Below are 15,978 nucleotides of genomic sequence, written 5' to 3'. Positions count from 1 at the left end.
CCTCTCCTTTACGCTTGTGATTCTTGATGATCCTCGTTGTAAGCGAGAATGATCTTCTGGACGAGCGGATGCCGAACGACATCTTGCTCCGAGAAGGTCACGATCCCGATATCCGGAATATTGCGCAGGATTCTCTGCGCTTCGATGAGTCCGGACTTCTTGCCCTTCGGCAAATCGATCTGCGTGACGTCTCCCGTTATGACCATGTGCGAGCCGAAGCCCAGCCGCGTCAGAAACATCTTCATCTGCTCGGGAGTCGTGTTCTGGGCCTCGTCGAGAATGACGAAGGAATCGTCCAACGTCCTGCCGCGCATGTAGGCGAGCGGAGCGATCTCGATCAGTCCGCGTTCCATCGCCTTCGCCACGCCGTCCGCGCCAAGCACGTCGTTAAGCGCGTCGTACAGCGGCCTTAAATACGGATCGACCTTCTCCTGAAGATCTCCCGGCAGGAAGCCCAGGTTCTCGCCCGCCTCGACGGCCGGACGGGTTAGCAGGATTCGCTTTACCTTGCCGGCCTTCAGCGAGGCGACCGCCGACACGACGGCCAAGTACGTCTTGCCCGTGCCGGCGGGGCCGATGCCGAACACGATGTCCTTCTTGCGGATCGTCGTCGCGTAATGGCGTTGTCCCAGCGTCTTGGGGCTTATCGGCTTGCCTTTGTAGGTCGTGGCGATCTCGCCGCTCCACAAGGACAGGAGCTCGTCCGCTTTCATCTCGCGCGCAAGCTCGTAAGCGTATCTGACATCCCGCTCCCCGAGCGGCAGACCCGTTCGGATGAGCTGAAGAAGGGTGTCGAACAATTGCTGGAGAGATCGGACCTCCGATTCGGGACCTTCGATCATGATCTCCGCTTCTCTAGAATGAATGAGCGATTCGGATTCCTCTTGAATAATCCGCAGGAACTTGTCCTGGGGACCGAATAGGGCCAGCCCTTCCGCCGCGTTGCGGAGTGGTATCGCGATGATTTGCTTGGTGTCCGACAAAAAGCCTCATTCCCCCTGCTCGACATTCATCTGTGGAACGTTATATTGGATTATGGGACGTTCGAGCGCGATGGATTGTTCCACCTCGAACAGAACATTTATCACCACTTTACCATTCTCCGTTTGTTCATGCAAAAGTTTTTCCGCCTTGATGACCGCCCCTTCGCCGCACTTCGCCAACAGTTCGAGCCTGGCTTGCGCCAAACCCGCGTTCTTCGCCTCTTCTTCCGACAAGCGGTCGCTCAAGACGACGACTTCCTTCTCCTTCTCGATTCCGCTTCCGAACGGCAGCGTCCAAGGTCCCAGCCTCAGCTTCTTGTAAGCCGCGCGGGTATCCGACATCGCGAAGGTCGGCCCCTTGTATCCGGTTACCTGGAGCGCTCTGTTGCCGATAAGCCAATATTTTCTCGTGATCTCTTCTCCCGTGTAAGCTTTGACTTCCCGCTCGAGGGGAGACTCGATCTTGAATTCGTACCAGACCAGCCCGCGCACCTCTCCTTTGGAGATAACGGCTTGCGTACGTTCGCCTTCGCCGACGATGCCCGATATGAGCACGTCGCCTTTGCGCACGCGGTCGTTCCTCGCGACCTTGGGACGGCCGCTCTCGGCGACGATCCGCGTGACGACCGCGTCCGCGCTTGCGACCAGATCGCGAGGCCCTTGAAGCTTGGTCTGCTCGGGGCGGCTCGATTCGATCACGGTTATGCCGAGCTTGGTGCCCTGCTTATCGATTCCGACCCAAGTCGCGTTCGGAAGCCGCTGGGCGATCCGATCGGCCAGCTCCGTCGTTTCTCCCAGGCGGAACGACCATTGGAACGGGCGAACCCCTTCCGCCCTGGCCGCGGCAAGGATTTGCTCCTCCGAGATGGTCGCCGTTCCTTCGGCTTCGACGTCCCAGACGAGCGTCGACATCAAGTATAAGGCGACCACGAAACCGAGCATTCCCGCGGCGAACGTTTTGCGCCGCGCAAGTCGCGCCATCTGAAAGGGCAGCCCGTGCCGTTCCAGAACGCGGCTTCGCCCCCGCACGGCCCGCAGCAGCGGCCTCAGTCGGAAATAATCGGGAATCGACACGTAGAAGATCAGCTTGCCTTCTCGCTCGAAGCTCAGGTCCCACAGCTCCACGCGCTGCTTGACCGCTTCGTTCAGGAATTGCTCCGCGTCCCCTTTGTACAGCTTGACCCTTACAAAGCCCTTCGCGTATTGAAACCAGCTGCCTTTCATCGCTCCCACATCCTTTTATCGAGATCGGGCCGGGAGGCTTGTCCGGTCATGGAAGGAAGCGAGACTTCCGCCTCTTGCCCGGAGGTCGTCTCCGCCCATGCCATTCGAATCGAACGGGCCGGCAAGCCTGTTCGCTTCCGGCGCCGATCTCCTCTGCCCGCTGGAATCTATCAAGCAAGTCGTCCGCCGTCAGGCCGCTCAGGGATTCTTCTTGCTTCCCGCGCTGAGCTTGACGCCGGTTATCGTCCCCTCTACGAAAACCTCTTCCGCTCCGATGTTGCGTATGACCAGCTCGTTCCCCGTGATCTCCAATTCCCCCTTCTCCATGGCTAGACGGAGGGATTCGGGGGAGAAATGAAGAACGCCCCGGTGATTCTCCACGGTCATCTGAATGCCGCCGATCATCGTGATCCGCGGCAGGTTCAGCACGACGTCCTGCGGTAAGTCGAGGATGCGCGCGGTCCAATTGCGCAGCTTGCGGACAACTCGCGGCATGACGCGCCTCCCTCCTTTACCTTACACCTTATGCGGCTTTATGCGGGATCATGCTCCGGCCTCGGCCTGCGCATGGCAAAAATGACCAATGGGGAACTACCCTTGGATCGAAGCGGCTTGCGTACCTTCAGGGGAGTCGAATAGAGGATTGGAAGGACGGTAGATTGGGAAAAAGGACTTATATAGACGAGTTAGTTTCGGCGGTTGGCGGAAAAGTTGGAGGAAAGTTACTCGTCACTTGGGTAACCACGACTCTACTGCGGGCGATCTTGCGGCGCTTGGCGCGTCGGTGATCGGCAATAGGTTCTATCGCAAATAAAACAGAGCTCCCAGTAGAAGCTCTGCTCGATAGTAAATATCCGCGAACCGGTCCCGCTTATGCCGGACTTCCAAATACAATTCCTGGCATGGCAGGGATACGATGCGATGCCAATTCTCACCGGTTATCGGCGAAATGGCTTGCGGGCGCGAGGAGGTCCGAGAATCTCGGACCAGACGATCGCCCGGGCCAAGTCTTCGCGCGATGGCTGCAGCCCGCCCGCAGACGGCGCGTAAACCGGGCTCGCGGACGAGGCCGCCGGGCGCTCCTCGGCGAACGGACTCGGGCCGTCAGCGCGGGCCTGCGACGCGTGAGCCGCAGCGAGCGCCGCAGGCACGGCCGGAGCCGGCTCCCCGTAGGCGGGCGCCTCGAACGGCGAAGCCGCGGGCCGTGGCGCCGGCTCATAAGCCGGCTCGGCCGTACGCGCGGGAGCCGGCGCGTCCTGCCGGCCCGGAAGCCCGCCGCGCGGCTCTTCGCGTTCCGGACGCGCCGCGGGCCGCCCCTGCGGCTTCGTCCCGGCCGGCGCTTCGCCCGGCCTCCGAGGACGCTGAGGAGGCCCCTGCGGGCGCTCCCGGCGCTGCCCTCCCCCTCCGAAGTCCGGCATGCGGTTCGGACGTTTGGCGTCGTCGGGGGATTTGCGGAAAAACATCGCGTAAATCAACCCGACGACCACGACCACGTAATAGATGTTGCCCAGGAGAAACTCGATTAGCCGCTCCATCCCGATCAACCTTCTCTGCCGTCACCGCGGCTAGGGTCGGACTTGCCGATTGAGCCTCTCATCTGGGTATCCGCTTCGATATTCTTCAAGTTCATGTAATCCATGACGCCCAGATTGCCGCCCTTAAGCGCTTCGGCCATGGCGAGCGGAACCTCCGACTCGGCCTCGACGACCTTCGCCCTCATCTCGACGACGCGGGCCTTCATCTCCTGCTCCTGGGCGACGGCCATCGCGCGGCGCTCTTCCGCCTTGGCTTGGGCGATGCGCTTGTCGGCTTCCGCCTGCTCGGTCTGGAGATTGGCGCCGATGTTCTTGCCGATGTCGACGTCCATGATATCGATGGACAGAATCTCGAACGCCGTTCCGGCGTCCAGCCCCTTGGCCAGCACGGTGCGGGAGATCAGATCCGGATTCTCGAGCACGTCCTTGTGGGAATCGGCCGAACCGTTCGTGCTGACGATGCCTTCGCCGACTCGGGCGATAATCGTCTCTTCGCCGGCGCCGCCGACGAGGCGGTCGATGTTGGCGCGAACCGTCACCCGCGCCTTGACCTTCACTTCGATGCCGTCCTTCGCCACGGCGGAGACGACCGGCGTCTCGATGACGCGCGGGTTGACGCTCATCTGCACCGCCTGCAGCACGTCGCGCCCCGCGAGATCGATCGCCGCCGCGCGTTCGAACTCAAGCGGAATGTTGGCGCGCTGCGCCGCGATCAGGGCGTTGACGACCCGGTCCACGTTGCCTCCGGCAAGGAAGTGGCTCTCCAGTTGGTTGATCGAGAGTCCCAATCCCGCCTTGGTCGCCTTGATCATCGGATTGACGATCCGCGACGGGGTAACGCGGCGCAGCCTCATCGCGACTAGCGTGATGATTCCGATCCGCACGCCGGACGCCAAGGCCGAGATCCAGAGCATAAACGGGAAGAAGCTCAGGAACACGCAGAGCACGATAAAAGCCAGGGCGATGATTACGAGAAGTTCGATATTCCAATCCATAGGATCCCTCCGATAGGTTCGTTCGTTTTTACGTCCATCTTAGCATACCGCGACCGGTTTACTCCGGCGATTCTTTTTTGACCAAGATTCTCGTCCCGTCCGTCTCCATAACCCGAATTCGCGTTCCGGGCTCGATATAATCTCCATAAGAGACGACGTCGATTCTCGTTCCGTCCACCTCCGCCGTGCCTGACGGCCGCAGCGGGGATACCGCCACTCCCGTCTTGCCGACCCAAATCTCGCGGCCCGCGTCGGGGATGAAGCCTTCGTCGCTCGTCAACCGCTCGCGAAGCACGAGCCGGTTCCAAATTCCTTTTCTGCGGAAAAGGTAGGAGACAACGGCAACGATGACGGCGGCGACCAGAACGGCGATTCCAAGCGACTGGAGCGCGTCCCCCGTGTCGTAAGCGGCCATCCCGATTCCCGCCGCGACGCCGGCCACGCCGAGAATGCCGAGGATTCCGAAGCTCGGAATAAACATCTCGAGCAGAAGGAACAGAAGACCCAGAACGAAGAGAACGATCGCTTCCGATCCGGCGAAGCCCGCCACGTACTGTCCGAAGAAATACAAGGCGAAGGCGACGATTCCCGTAATGCCGGGCGCCCCGAAGCCCGGAACGAACAGCTCGATGAAGATGCCCGCAAGCCCGACGATCATCAGCACCGTCGAGATAAAATCCGAGGTTAGCCAGCGGGACAGTTTCTCCGCGAAAGTCGGGTTCACGTTCACCGTCGTAAATTGATCCATGCCGGCCCACTCGGCCGCCTCTTGAACCGAACCGGCGATTTTATCCGCATAGCCGACCTGAAGCGCTTCGTTGGCCGTCAGCGAGATGATCTGCCCTTTCTCTTTGGTTCGGCCGATCTCTTTCATCTCGACAATCTGCTGGGGATCGACCATGCCGACCGCGATCGTACCGTTTCGTCCGTTCTTCTCCGCCGCCGACTTCATCTCGCTGGCCCAGAAGGACACCGTTTTCGGATTTTCGACCGCGTCGCCGTTGGAGTCGACGACCATCGCCGCTCCGATCGTCGAGCCCGGCGCCATCACGATTCGATCGGCATTCAGCGCCAGATAGGCTCCCGCCGAGGCCGCTTTCGCTTCCACGAACGCGACGGTCGGAACCTTCGCGGAAGAAATTCTTCTGCCGATCTCGTCGGCGCTGAGCAAGCTTCCTCCCGGCGTATCGATCCTAAGGATGAGCAGAGCGGCCTTCGCCTCTTCCGCTTCGGCGATCGCCCGATCCAGGAATGACGCCATCCCTCTCTCGATTGTCGAATGGACGGGAACGACGTAGACGGTGCCCGTGCCGTCATTCTCCGGCACGAGCTTCGACTCCGCCGTTGCCGCTCCTTCGGACGCGCTCGCCTCGCTTAATGCGAAAATCGGCAGCATAAGCAGCAGCAGCGGCAACAGCATAAACGCGAGCGCGAATGTTCGACTCCGTCCGCCAATCGCAGGCCTTATCTTCCTTAGCAATCGCACCCCTCCCTCTGCCTATGTATTTTTTTCCGACATTACAAAGGTATACGAACATTAGAGCGCCTTGGTTCCATACGATTTTCACAATTTGGACACATCCAAGACATGGAAAAAGCACTTCCTATCGCTAGGAAGTGCTTCGTTTGTTTGCGAGAAATCACTGCAGAAATTGTTGGACGAGCTGATTGATAAGCTTGCCGTCGGCGCGTCCTTTCACCTTCGGCATCAATGCTCCCATCAACTTCCCCATATCCGCCTTGGAAGAAGCACCGGTCTCTTGAATGGTCTGCATAACAATAGCTTTGATTTCTTCTTCGGTCAGCTGTTGAGGAAGATATTGAGCGATAATGTCAATTTCTGCGGCTAAGTCGGTAGCCAAATCATCACGGCCGGCCTTCTGAAATTCCTGGAGGGAATCTTTGCGTTGTTTGACTTCGCGGCTCAATATGTCGAGCACTTCGCTATCTTCAAGCGGGCGGCGCAAATCGATTTCTTGATTCTTGACCGCCGCACGAACCATTCGAATCGTGGAGAGCTTGAATTTATCCTGCGCTCTCATCGCCAGCTTCATGTCTTCGTTCAAACGTTCCGCGAGACTCATGATGCGGATTCCTCCTAGAACTTGCGTTTACGTGCGGCTTCGGACTTCTTCTTCCGCTTAACGCTTGGTTTCTCGTAGTGCTTGCGTTTTTTCAGTTCCGCGAGAACGCCATCTTTGGCGATTGAACGCTTGAAGCGGCGGAGTGCAGCGTCGAGTGTTTCATTTTTACGAACTTTTGTTTCGGACACCAGTTATCCCTCCCTCCGGAACAGACCACAACACACGGTTATCAAACTTCATTATAGGTGATGAAAAGTAGAGGTGTCAACTTTCGCCCATTTCGTTTTTATTTCCTTTTGGCCTGGAACGATTCGAGCCGATCGTCGGGTCACGCGTTCAGGGCGCCCAGCTTCTCGCCGCCGAGTACGTGGACGTGAATGTGGAAGACGACTTGCCCGCTGTCCTTGCCGATGTTGTTGATCAAACGGTAGCCGCTGTCGGCCAGTCCCGCGTCGTGCGCCACCTTCTTGGCCGCCAGCAGCACGCGTCCGAGAAGCTCCGCATCCTCCGGTTCCGCCTCGTTCATCGAGGGGATGTGCTTCTTCGGAATGACGAGAAGGTGAACGGGAGCTTGAGGCTGAATGTCTTCGAAAGCATACACGAATTCATCTTCGTAAACCTTGCGGGAAGGAATCGATCCTTCGATAATTTTGCAGAAAAGGCAATCCACGCTTCTAACCTCCATCTGTGTTCCATCGTTTGCCCTCATCATATCGCAATCGGGTGCCGCTCGTCCAACGGACGGGGCTGCGGCTTCGGCGGGAATTCCGGATTATCCCTTCGAGGGAAGAGATTCCGCAAGCTCACGAATCCGAAGCGCCGCGTCCGCCGCCGGCTTCGTCCAATCGACGCCGGCCGCCATCTGCCGGTAGCGGTCTCCCTCCGCCGGAACCGTGTATTGGCCCAAGATTCCGGCAAGCTCTTCTCCGCCTGCCCGCAGCTTGGCCAACGCCGCTTGCTCCTCATCGGTTGCGGGGCCTTCATGAAGACCGATTTGCTGCGCGGCGGCGCGGATTTTCTCCAAATCCGCCAAGATCGACTGCTTGGCCGCCTCTTCGTCATTTTCCGGATTGACGGCTTTTCGCGACAGCACTTCCGCGCATCCCTCTTCCAACGGAGCAAGCTGCCCCAGCTGCGCCGCGGCCGGAAGCCTGTCCGCCGCCGTATCCGCCGTGGCTAGCGATTCGGTTCCGCCCTGCAGCGCGGCCGCATAGGCTTGGCACTGCTCGTATTGCTCGGCCAGCCGAATGCCGCGGTCGGTCGATGAAGCTTGATCGTTTAAAAGCACCTTGGAGAACAGCAGAACGATCAAAATCGCCATCGCTGTCATCGCGATAAGAAGAATCGGAACTGCGAGTTTTCTCTTGCCTGACATGGGGTTCTCCTTCCGAGCCGGCTTGCGCGCGGCTTGGTTCATCTACTAGTAAGGATTATAGCGCTTCAAGGTACGTTCGGCTAGCCGGACGGCGCCCGTCCGCGATCGCTTACAGCAATCGCACGCATTCGCCTCCGTCCACGAAGACGACGTAGCCTTCTTTGACCGGCCGGCCGAGAATCGCCGCGATCGCTTCCGCGTAACGCTCGATCTGGAACCGATGCTTCTCCGCCGCTTCCTCCCATGCCCCGTTCCAAACGTTGTCCGTCTTGTAGTCGATCAGAACGAGTCCGTCCTCCTCCGGGAACAGGCAGTCGATGACGCCTTGGATCAGCACGGTATCCTCCTCGATTCCGCTCCCTGCCGCCGGATAGGCGGACGGAGCCGGCAGCCCGTAGCTGAACGGCACTTCTCTCCACAGCTTGCCGGCCCGGCACATCCGCTCGTACAGCGGCGTCCGGCAGAAGGCGGCGATCATCGAGGGATCGACGGCCCGGCGCTGCTCGTCCGTTACGATCCGCCTCTCGATCAGAAGCTCAAGAAGCCGTTCGATGTCCGAAGCGTCCGTTCCGGGCTTCAGCGGCAGATGCTGAAGGACAAGGTGGACGACGGAACCGCGTTCGGCGGGCGTCAAGGAACGGTTGCCAAGGAACTTCGGCCTTCGCAGGCGATAAGTCAGCGACACTGCCGGCAGGTCTTCTCCCGCGTTCAGGCGCAGCTCCTCGCTCTCGTCCTGCTCGGATAAGCTTTGCTCCGCAGCTTCCGCTGCCGAGCCGGGTCTGTCGTACTCGAGCAATTGACGCTTCAGCGCCGTGATCGAGGTCTTCGCCGCGAGCTGCGTCGCTTCGCGATGCGGGTCGACCCACGACAGCGCCTCGTAGGCTCTCTCTCCCGCCTCCGAGGCCGGAACCGGAACGGGCTTCAGCTCCAGGACGAGATTCCAGGCCGATTGCTCCCCGGTGTCCGGCGTCGGCGGAGGTTCCGGCGCGCGCATGTAGGCGGCCGCCGGAACGACCCGGCAATGCCACCCGGTCGGCCCCGCCGTTTCTCCGTCCTCTCCTCTATCGTCGCCGGGCAGCTTCCAGGAACGGGCGGCGAGCGTAGCGGCCGGACCGACCCAGTCCAAGTACCGGTTGGCGGAGGCGACCGCATAGTCGGGCAGCCCGTTCTCCGAAGAGTTGGCAAGCTCCCGCCAGCGATTCAATTCTTTGTCCGCGTCCTTCGTCGTTCCGATCAGGATCAGCTTCTCCTTCGGACGTGTAAGCGCCACGTACAGAACCCGCATCTCCTCCGCGAGCATCTCGGCCTTCAGCCTGCGGCGTATGGCCAGCTGCGGGAACGTCGGATACGCGACGCGCGTCTCGGCTTCCACCCGCTTCGGGCCGAAGCCGAGCTTCTTATGCTTCAAGAATAGGCCGTTCAGATCCTGCTTGTTGAACGAGCGGCCCAAGCCCGCGACGAACACGACCGGGAATTCCAGCCCTTTGCTCTTGTGGATCGAGACGATCCGGACCACGTCCTCCTGCTCGCCGAGGGCGCGGGCGGCGCCGAGATCGGCTCCGGTATCCCGCATTCGCCCCAGAAAGCGGAGGAATCGGAACAGCCCCCGCGAGCTCGAGCTCGTCTCGAATTGGCGTGCCCTGTCGATGAGGGCGCGAAGGTTCGCCTGGCGCTGGACGCCTCCGGGCAAACCGCCGACGAAGTCGTAGTAGCCCGTCTCCCGGTAAAGCAGCCAGAGCAGCTCCGCCAGCGCCTCTCTGCGGGCGAAGCTCCTCCAGCGGTCCACCGACGCAAGGAAGTCGGTTAGACGCTCGGCCAGCTCCGCCTCCGGCGATTCGGACGCCGCCGCTCGGACCGCTTCGTAGAACGTGCCCCGGCGATCCTGAATGCGAATCTTCGCCAGAAGCTCGGCGGACAGGCCGACGATCGGCGAGCGCAGCACTCCGGCGAGCGGAATGTCCTGGTCCGGGTTGTCGATTACTTGCAGCAAGGAGAGCATGACGTCCACTTCCGTAGCGGCGAAATAGCCGGTCGCGAGATCCGCGTACGCGGGGATGCCGGCCGCCTTCAGCTCGTCGAGCATGGCCGGCGACAGCGAAGTCGCCGCCCGCAGCAGGATGACGATATCCCGGTACGCGAGCGGGCGGTACAGCTTGTTCTTGCCGTCATAGACGGTGAACGGCTTCTCTCCCGAATGGCCCATCAGCCTCTTGATCTCGGAGGCGATGCAGCGGGCTTCGAGCTGAACGGTCTCCAGCTCTTCCTCCGGAATCCCCGCCTCCCGTTCCGGGTCCGCCGCGGCCCCTTCCGGCGCTTCCTCTTCCGAGGCTTCTCCGGCGCCGACCTGGCCGTGGGACTGCAGCAGGATCATCTCGACCGAATGCGGGGACCCGGGCGAGCCGTCCGTCTCCTCATCCGCCGGATATCCTTCGCCGTAAATCAGCTCGGCCCGGCGGTCGTAATCCATCTCCCCGACCTTCTCCCGCATGATGAGGCGGAAAACATGGTTGACCGCATCCACGACCCGCGTTCGGCTGCGGAAGTTGCGGGCGAGGTCGATCCGCAGCCCGCGGAGAGCGGGACGGATCCCGCCGGCCGCCGCTTCCTCCGAGTCCCCTTCACCCAGAACGACCGTCGCTGCCGCCCTTGCCCTCTCGGCCGAATCCGCCGCTTCCGGCGCCTCCAATGCCGCAGCCGACTCCGCCGACTCCACCGTCTCCGGCATCTCCGGCAGGACGGCGTGCAAGTCCTCCCGGCGCGGCGTCCATACGTCGTAATTCTTGTACTTCGCGAGGAACAATCCGGGTTCGGCCAAGCGGAAGCGGTAAATGCTCTGCTTCACGTCCCCTACCATAAAGACGTTGCCCGGCGATTCCTTGGCGATCAACGAGACGATCGCCTCCTGCACCTCGTTCGTGTCCTGATACTCGTCCAGAAGAATTTCCGCGAACCGTTCGCGATAGTCGAGCGCCGCCGCGGACGGGATCGTTCTCTCCGGAGACGAGGACTCGTCCCGAAGCACCCGCAAAGCGTAATGCTCCAGATCGCCGAAGTCGAGAAGCCCTTGCTCCCGCTTCGCTTCCTCGTAGCGTTCGCCGAAGGCGATGACGATCTCGGCGAGCTCCGCCATGTCCGGCGCGATGGCGTTCAGCTCCTCCGCATACTGCTCCGGCGTGCGGACGAACCATTCCTCCGCCAGCTTCGCGACGGTCTTCTTCGCTTCGTCGCGCAGCCCTTTGACCCGCTCCTGAAGCTCGGGATCGTAGCTTTCTCCGCGGCAAGGCTTCAGCCTGCCGAAGGAGATCGCCGCGAACGCCGCGTTCCAGCTCTCCCACGGCAAGCCTCGAACCGCCCGGAGAGCCCCGGCGACCGCATCCATGTCGCTCGCCAGCGTCTCCGCGTAAGGCGCGGGGCCCGCCGGACCGTCCGCGATCTCCCGGCCGCTCGCGAGCAGCGCCAACGCCCCCTCTAGCGCCTGTTCCACCGCTTGCCTCATGCTGGCCGCCCAAACGGACGATGCGAGCTCCTCCGCGCCGGAGACCCGGAAGCCGGCGGCCGTCTCCCTCAGCCACCACTCCGGCCAAGGATGGCTGCGCGCGAATTCGTGCAGCTCCAGCACGAGGCCGTGCAGGGGCTCGTCGCTTCGCTCGCCGCCGTACTGATCGGCCAGCCGGGCGAGCGGCCCGTTCTCCCCTTCGCTCTCGTATCGTTCCTCGAACAGCGCGTCGAGTGTATCCATCCGCAGCAGCTCGGCCTCCGTCTCGTTGGCGATCCGGAAGCCGGGATCGAGTCCGATAAGCGGCGCGTACTTCTCGATCACTTCCATGCAGAACGAGTGCAGCGTCGTGATCGAGGCGCGCGGAAGCAGCGCGAGCTGCCGGCGCAGATGCTCGGACTCGGGATCGCGGTCGAGCGCTTCTTCGAGCGCCAGCCGGATTCTCTCCTTCATCTCCGCGGCCGCCGCCTTGGTGAAAGTGGTGACGAGAAGGGAGTCCACGTCGAGAGGCCGCCGCTCGTCGGCGATCCGGGAGATGATTCTCTCGACGAGCACCGCCGTCTTGCCGGAGCCCGCCGCCGCCGCGACGAGAATGTTCGTGCCGCCGGCCGCGATCGCCGCCCATTGCTCGTCCGTCCAGCGGCTTCCCTCCGGCTTGTTGTACGTCGCCTCCAATCGGGCGTTCCTCATGTCCTTCCTCCTTCTTCCTCGGCCGCTCCGTTCCCTTCGAGCCACTGCCATGCCTGCTCCTTGCTGCCGGGCTTCGGCAGCTGGCGGAGAGAATTGCCCTCCATCTGGCCGTCGAATTGGCAGACCGGCCGGAATTCGCACATCTGGCACGGACTGCGCTTGTCAAGCCGATAGGGAGCGATCGAGACGTCCCCTTCGACGATCCGCTTGCCGATCGTCTTGATGCTTTTCCTCACCGATCTCCGCAGCACTCCCCACTGGCGTTCGTCCGCCACCTGGGAACGCGACGAGAAGGAGCCGTCCTTCTTGAATTCGACCGGCACGATCGTCGACTTGCCCCCGTCCGCGAGCGATTCGTCCATCAGCGTGACGGCGTCCCCGTCGGCGAGCACGAGCCCTTGCATGCGGAACTCCTTCCTCATCGCTTGATCGGCATCGCCCCGCGACAATCCGTTCAAGGTATGAATCAAAGGATTGTGCACGTGAAAATAAAGCACGCCCGCCGGGCTCGCCTGAAGCCCCAGCCAGCTCGGAGCGTGGGACACGACGACGTCCAGGTAGGTCAGCATCTGCAGGGATAGCCCGTAGGCGATCTCGTCCAGCTTCAGCTTGACCGCGCCGGACTTGTAGTCCATGATACGGAGCAGAACCCCGTCCTGGGACGGCGCCGCGTCGACCCGGTCGATTCGTCCCGCGATGTCCATCCAGCGGTCGTTGCCCAGGTCGAGGGAGAGCGGAGGCAGCGTTCCCGTCGGCCCGAAATCGACCTCGAGGCCGACCGGACGGAATGCCGACCATTTGGCCTGCTCTCCGAGCATGGCCGAAGCCCGGGAGACGATGTCCCTCAGCTTGCGCGCCATCGCTTGATGCCGGTGCGAGGACAGCAGGATCTGCGACTGGACCTTCGGCAGCAGCCGCTCCACGGCCGCGGCCGCTTCGCTTTGCCAACGGGCCATGTCCATGGCCGCCGGCCCTTCCGCGAACAGCCTCTCGGTCGTTTGCCGGAGCGCGGCGTGGAACAGCTGCCCGATGTCGGGCGCATCGATCCGATACAGCCTTCTCTCGCGCAGGCGCAGCCCATGCGAGGAGAAATGCCGGAACGGGCAGGAGACGAACCGCTCCATCCGCGAGACGCTCGCGAGCAGCCGGTCTCCGTAGAGCAGACGGCTTGTCTCCTTCGTCAGCGGCTCTTCGTCGTTCCGGTAAAGCAAGGAGGACAGGAGCTTCCCGAGCTTCGGGCGCCATTCTTCCCGCTCGCTCAGCCAGCGGTAGACCGACCACCAGCCCGGCGCAAGCTCCCCCCCTTGTCTCCAGTGGCGGAACGCGGAGACCAGGTAGGTGAGCGAGCGCCCCGGATAGACGGCGAACTCCAGCTGCTTGGAGTCCGGGTCGCCGGCAACGGGCTCGGCGGACAGCGAGCCTACCGGCAAGCCCGGGAACCTTTTTCTCAAATGCCGGATGATCTCCGAAGGGTGCAAGCTTTGGCCTTCCTCGTTCGCCATAGGATAACTGATCCAGAGATGGCGGGTAGGCGTCGTCAGCGTCCAGTACGCGAGGAATCTCTCGTCCAGCAGCCGGCGCTTGGCGCCCGGAGCCATTCGAACTCCCGAATCCCCGAGGCGTTCTCTCTCTTCTTCGGAGAGCAAGCCGTTCTCGCGGATCGTTTGCGGCATGACGCCGTCGTTCGCCCCGAGCAAGTAAAGCACGCAGATGCGATCGGAGCGGGTCCGCTCCGGGCTGCCGATCAGGACGCCGTCCAGCGCCGGAGGCACCGCCCCCAGCTTGAGCTGCTCCAGCCCCGCGTCCACCATTCCGACGAACAGCGGAAGATCCGGACGCTCTTCTCCCGTCATCTCGACGAGCTGATCGAGCAATTCCATGACGCCGTCCCACAGCGGCCGATGCATTCTCGCTTTGCCCGGCTGCCCGGCCGCTTCGTCCTGGGCGCTCCAGCGCTCGAGCCGGTCTGCCGCCTCCGTCTCTTCGAGCAGCTCGAATAGCGCGACGCACAGCTCCGTCACCGTGGCCGCTTTCTTCAGCTTCTGCTCCATTCGGCGCAAAGGAGCCAGCAGGGCGTCGCGAATCTTGATCAACCGCTCCATCTGCGTTTCTCCGCCGCCTTGCTCCTCGGCTTCCAGATCCGAGCCGCTTAGCGGCCGCCAGACCCGGTCGTCGTGCCATCTCCAGCCTTCGATGCCGGCGGACAGCACGTAATTCTCCAGCTTGTCCACGTCTTCGCGGGTTACGGCTTCTCCCGCCTGCCGGAGCAGATCGGTCTTCGCGCAGCGGAAGAGAGGATCGGACTTCCAGCCCGACAAGACGGTCTCGAGGGCGGAACGGACGAACTCGACGAGCGGATGGTGGGCGACCGCCGCCTTGCCGTCGAGGAAGTACGGAATCTCGTAATCGGAGAAAACCTGTCCGAGAAGGTCCGCGTAATCCTCGATATTGCGAACGAAAACCGCCATGTCCCGCCACCGGACTTCGCCCGCCCTTCTTCGGCGAAGCATATCCCTCGCGACCGCTTCCGCTTCCGCCCTTCGGTTCGCCGCCGCGTGAACCGACAGCGCCCCGTCCGGCTGCAGAAGCCTTCTATCTCCGTTCCATGCCAGGCGCTCGCCGTACGACAGCTCCAGATGGGCGAGAACCAGGCTGCCCGCGAACCTCGGAAGCACGGGCGGCTTCAGGACGAGCGGCGCCTCGATCGCGACGCCGGATTGTTCCGCCAGCTCGCATAGCCGGGCGGACGTCGTCGCCGTCGGGTGGAACAGCTCGAGCTCGCCCGGGCGCTCGCCCGCTTCGTAGGGGCGATCCAGGCACAGAGCCGCGGAGACGCGTTTCGTCCGGCGAAGGAGCGCCCCGACGACCTCGTACTCGGTCTCGGTGAAGCCGTGAAAGCCGTCCAGCCACACCTCGGCGCCTTCGAGAAGCGGCGCGTTCGCGGCTCCTTCCACCAGCCGGGCCAAAGCGTCCTCTCCGTCCATCCATTTGCCGGCCAGCTCCTTTTCCAATTCCCGATACAGCAGCGTCAAATCGTGGAGCTTGTCCTCCAGCAGAGGCGCTTCGTCCAGCGCGAAGCTCCCCTCCGCCCTCGTCGACTCCAGCAGCTTCCCGCTGTCGTTGCCGTATCTCTTCCACTCCGTGAACAGATCTCCCAGCTTGGAGACGAGCCCGCCGGCCGAGGCTCCCGAACGGAACAGCCTTAGCTCGGAGCGCCGCCGCTGCAAAGCCTTGTGGATCAGCATCGCCTTCCCGTTCTCGTTGATCGGTATATTCGCCAGCCCGCCCGTCTCCTGCATGACGCGAAAAGCCAGCCGGCGGAAACTAAGCACCTGCGCCCGCAGGAAGCCATGGAGTCCCTTCGTCGCCACCATGGCAGATTCCGCCTGGAACGTCGCCTGTTCGGGCACGATCAACAGGAGGGGAGGGCCGTCCGGGTTCTCCTTCAGCCGCTCGCGAATCTCGTCGAGACACGCCCTGGTCTTGCCGCTTCCGGAACGTCCCGTTATTAGCCGAAGCGTCATCTATTCCTCTACCTCCCGGTCTTGTCGGTCAACCTGATAGACTCTATTGTAACACAAGGAGACCATGCGCAC

At 62.2% G+C, this 15,978-nt stretch carries 12 protein-coding genes; all 12 read right to left on the bottom strand.

Annotated elements, in window-relative coordinates:
* Positions 1-8: 8 nt before the first annotated feature.
* The gene (locus H7B67_RS19065) at positions 9-983 is read right to left on the bottom strand and encodes a PhoH family protein (protein WP_185121447.1); all 975 of its coding nucleotides are present in this window, start codon (positions 981-983) and stop codon (positions 9-11) included.
* Between the two features lie 6 nt (positions 984-989).
* The gene (yqfD, locus tag H7B67_RS19060; RefSeq protein WP_185121446.1) at positions 990-2,207 is read right to left on the bottom strand and encodes a sporulation protein YqfD; all 1,218 of its coding nucleotides are present in this window, start codon (positions 2,205-2,207) and stop codon (positions 990-992) included.
* A 198-nt stretch (positions 2,208-2,405) separates the two neighbouring features.
* A complete protein-coding gene (gene yqfC, locus H7B67_RS19055; RefSeq protein WP_185121445.1) occupies positions 2,406-2,702 on the bottom strand; it encodes a sporulation protein YqfC in 297 nt (98 codons plus the stop codon).
* A gap of 443 nt (positions 2,703-3,145) precedes the next feature.
* Positions 3,146-3,742 carry a hypothetical protein gene (locus H7B67_RS19050; protein WP_185121444.1) on the bottom strand — a complete coding sequence of 199 codons (597 nt, stop codon included), beginning with the start codon at positions 3,740-3,742 and terminating at the stop codon, positions 3,146-3,148.
* 5 nt (positions 3,743-3,747) lie between these two features.
* On the bottom strand, positions 3,748-4,737 hold the full coding sequence (gene floA, locus H7B67_RS19045) for a flotillin-like protein FloA (protein ID WP_185121443.1): 990 nt from the start codon (positions 4,735-4,737) through the stop codon (positions 3,748-3,750).
* A gap of 58 nt (positions 4,738-4,795) precedes the next feature.
* Positions 4,796-6,217, bottom strand: a complete 1,422-nt coding sequence (locus tag H7B67_RS19040; RefSeq protein WP_245363470.1) for an NfeD family protein — start codon at positions 6,215-6,217, stop codon at positions 4,796-4,798.
* Positions 6,218-6,377: 160 nt separating this feature from the next.
* A complete protein-coding gene (locus tag H7B67_RS19035; RefSeq protein ID WP_185121442.1) occupies positions 6,378-6,821 on the bottom strand; it encodes a GatB/YqeY domain-containing protein in 444 nt (147 codons plus the stop codon).
* Between the two features lie 14 nt (positions 6,822-6,835).
* The gene (rpsU, locus tag H7B67_RS19030; protein ID WP_080840534.1) at positions 6,836-7,009 is read right to left on the bottom strand and encodes a 30S ribosomal protein S21; all 174 of its coding nucleotides are present in this window, start codon (positions 7,007-7,009) and stop codon (positions 6,836-6,838) included.
* Between the two features lie 140 nt (positions 7,010-7,149).
* Positions 7,150-7,491 carry an HIT domain-containing protein gene (locus tag H7B67_RS19025; RefSeq protein WP_185121441.1) on the bottom strand — a complete coding sequence of 114 codons (342 nt, stop codon included), beginning with the start codon at positions 7,489-7,491 and terminating at the stop codon, positions 7,150-7,152.
* A 102-nt stretch (positions 7,492-7,593) separates the two neighbouring features.
* Positions 7,594-8,196: a BTB/POZ domain-containing protein gene (locus H7B67_RS19020; protein ID WP_185121440.1), complete on the bottom strand. Its 603-nt coding sequence runs from the start codon at positions 8,194-8,196 to the stop codon at positions 7,594-7,596.
* A 109-nt stretch (positions 8,197-8,305) separates the two neighbouring features.
* Positions 8,306-12,382 (bottom strand): UvrD-helicase domain-containing protein, encoded by a 4,077-nt coding sequence (locus H7B67_RS19015; RefSeq protein WP_185121439.1) that lies wholly within the window; start codon positions 12,380-12,382, stop codon positions 8,306-8,308.
* Entirely contained in the window at positions 12,379-15,906 is a 3,528-nt protein-coding gene (addB, locus tag H7B67_RS19010) for a helicase-exonuclease AddAB subunit AddB (RefSeq protein ID WP_185121438.1), read from the bottom strand. The genes H7B67_RS19015 and addB overlap by 4 nt, the downstream gene beginning before the upstream one ends.
* Between the last annotated feature and the right edge of the window lie 72 nt (positions 15,907-15,978).

The sequence above is a fragment of the Cohnella thailandensis genome (assembly GCF_014212135.1).
In the GTDB taxonomy this organism is placed as follows: domain Bacteria; phylum Bacillota; class Bacilli; order Paenibacillales; family Paenibacillaceae; genus Cohnella; species Cohnella thailandensis.
Note: the sequence above shows the minus strand (reverse complement) of the source record. Positions and strands in the feature narration are given on the sequence as shown.

Excerpts from the sequence above, each read along its gene's own strand:
- addB (WP_185121438.1), bottom strand. The coding sequence starts at position 15,906 with ATGACGCTTCGGCTAATAACGGGACGTTCCGGAAGCGGCAAGACCAGG.
- floA (WP_185121443.1), bottom strand. The coding sequence starts at position 4,737 with ATGGATTGGAATATCGAACTTCTCGTAATCATCGCCCTGGCTTTTATC.
- yqfC (WP_185121445.1), bottom strand. The coding sequence starts at position 2,702 with ATGCCGCGAGTTGTCCGCAAGCTGCGCAATTGGACCGCGCGCATCCTC.
- yqfD (WP_185121446.1), bottom strand. The coding sequence starts at position 2,207 with ATGAAAGGCAGCTGGTTTCAATACGCGAAGGGCTTTGTAAGGGTCAAG.
- H7B67_RS19035 (WP_185121442.1), bottom strand. The coding sequence starts at position 6,821 with ATGAGTCTCGCGGAACGTTTGAACGAAGACATGAAGCTGGCGATGAGA.
- H7B67_RS19015 (WP_185121439.1), bottom strand. The coding sequence starts at position 12,382 with ATGAGGAACGCCCGATTGGAGGCGACGTACAACAAGCCGGAGGGAAGC.
- H7B67_RS19050 (WP_185121444.1), bottom strand. The coding sequence starts at position 3,742 with ATGGAGCGGCTAATCGAGTTTCTCCTGGGCAACATCTATTACGTGGTC.
- H7B67_RS19020 (WP_185121440.1), bottom strand. The coding sequence starts at position 8,196 with ATGTCAGGCAAGAGAAAACTCGCAGTTCCGATTCTTCTTATCGCGATG.